The 262-nt window shown below is 64.9% G+C and carries 1 protein-coding gene; it reads left to right on the forward strand.

The window, feature by feature from the left end; genetic code table 11:
• Nucleotides 1-7: 7 nt before the first annotated feature.
• The coding region (locus ACLJNW_RS26010) for a glutaminase (protein WP_410961478.1) at nt 8-262 on the forward strand (255 nt) is incomplete at its 3' end.

The raw sequence follows: 262 nt of genomic DNA on the forward strand, positions 1-262 counted from the left end.
GGTCATCATGCAGCAACTGTTGAACGAGATTCTCGATGAAGTCCGCCCGCTGATCGGGCGCGGCAAGGTCGCCGACTACATCCCCGCGCTCGCCGGCGTCGAGCCGAACCAGCTGGGGATCGCCGTGTACAGCCGCGACGGCGAGCTGTTCCATGCCGGCGACGCCCTGCGGCCGTTTTCCATCCCGAGCATTTCCAAGGTGTTCAGCCAGGTCCAGGCGAACCAGCATTCCGGCGAGGACATCTGGCAACGCCTTGGCCAC

The organism is Salmonella sp. SAL4457 (genome assembly GCF_046548235.1).
GTDB lineage: Bacteria > Pseudomonadota > Gammaproteobacteria > Enterobacterales > Enterobacteriaceae > Salmonella > Salmonella enterica.